The sequence below is a fragment of the bacterium genome (assembly GCA_009926305.1).
Lineage (GTDB): Bacteria > Bdellovibrionota_C > UBA2361 > UBA2361 > RFPC01 > RFPC01.
Window position 1 is genome coordinate 1 of record RFPC01000191.1, and the last position, 1,800, is coordinate 1,800.

Here is a 1,800-nt window from a genome sequence, read left to right on the forward strand (position 1 = left end):
TACCACGAGCGAGCATTGAGTCTAGGCGAGCAGAGCTCTGCTTCCTGTAGATTTCAAGCTCTTCCTGCATACCAGCCTTCCACAGCGAGTAGTCTGTGACCTTCATGTGGCCGGCCTTCATAATCATTCTGCTAAAGAATAGCTCGTAACTATCTCCCCTGCTGTCTCCTGCAGCTAGCTTGTCAGAAGCGTAAAGTGGATCGGTAAAGAGGCCGATATCACGTGCTACATCCTTATATGACACAATATCGCTACCGGCAGCCTGATTGTAGCTCAGTAGATCGGCCAGATTCTTGCGCGCAGGGACCTCAAAGAGCTCATGACCCGCGGCGAGGCGGACAGAGTTCTTTAGTACCATCATCAATGGGTGCTTAAGCAATTTCTTACGAGAGAGCTTTTCTGTGCTACTGGTCATATTCTCTATGAACCGCTTCGCCGCCTCATCGCCCTGGCTCGCTAGCTCTGCCTTATACATGGCGCGTGCTAAGAAGCCTGGCAGGGACTGAATACCAATAGAGCCATCCGTCTTATAAGAAGGATAGTTTATCCACTTATAAACGAAGTTTTCCATGTCTCCTTTTCTAAGGATACGCTCTCGCTCGGCATCTTCCGATCTTCCACCGGCAAATCCTCCGGTTTCTTCGGGCCCCTCTTCGCTCTCGACAACCACCTCTCCTCCTACGGAGAGTGATTGTGACATCTCTTTCTTGGATGAATAGCGCGTAACAACGTTACGGGTGAGCGCCTCATTAAATGTGCGGCCGAGCCTTCTGGCGACACATGTCATAAGCGCATCGTAATAGGTGTCGTCAAATCCAGCATCTGACAAGGCCTTGATAATCGAGCTCTTCGTCTGTTTCTTGATGAAATTGTTGACATTTCTAACTAGAATGATCTGACGTTTTTCTTCTTCATTTTCGCCCTTCAGCTGCTCGATCTCATCAGTCTGAGGCTCTAGCTCAAGCCCCCTTTGCCCGAAAATGCCTGTAGCCTCGAGCTCTTGAACTTTTTTGTCGATATCGTCTTTTGCAAATCGATTAAGACCACTGGTGTCGTCGACTGCAAAATTATTCTCGATCTCTTCCTTTATCTTTTTCTCATTCTCATCAAAAGTAGAGGCGATATGATCAGACATCAGGGACTTGACTAGCGCGATATGCGAAGACCTGTACATGAACCAAGAGCTGCTGCTGCTAGGCGTATCTACCTGAATCACATCTAGGCCTGTGCCTAGATGTGGAATTGGATCCCCTCCCTCTTCGGAGGCAAGGTCTTTGGAGTATATACGGGTAGACCCAATATAGTTAGATGAGACCTGTGCAGGGAGAACACGGTTGAAGTTCGGGGGAACTGATCCAGCAACGATAGTAGCAAAGGACACCAAGTCCTCTCCGTCGTATAGCTTTCCATCTTCCTTCACGATCATATCGCACATAGCTTTGACGTCTGCCTGCGACCTATTGTTATTCTTTAATGACAGCAGTATTGCAGAGAGAGCCAACGAGTAGACCTCGGCAGGATCTCTGGAATATAGAGCAAGTAGCCGCTTGATATCAGTTACTTGGAGGCCATTGAGTACTTTTTGGTCCGGACTCACTTTTGCAAGTTCTTTGTTATAGCCTGTGAAAAAATTCGAAGCGCTCTGTCTGATGGAGTTTACGATGGCAGATCTCTTCGCAAGAAGATCACTTGTCGTTTCCTTAATACTTTTTTCTATTGCTTTTTCTTCCTCAGGGTTGCGCTTGTCAGAGAGGGAGAGAGCCTTTTTCTTATCGGCCTTAAAAACAAGATCATGGCACG

The 1,800-nt window shown here is 47.6% G+C and carries 1 protein-coding gene; it reads right to left on the minus strand.

From position 1 onward, the window contains the following. Window positions 1-1,800 (minus strand): hypothetical protein (locus EBR25_13635; GenBank protein NBW42024.1); only part of this gene is annotated, 1,800 nt, incomplete at both ends.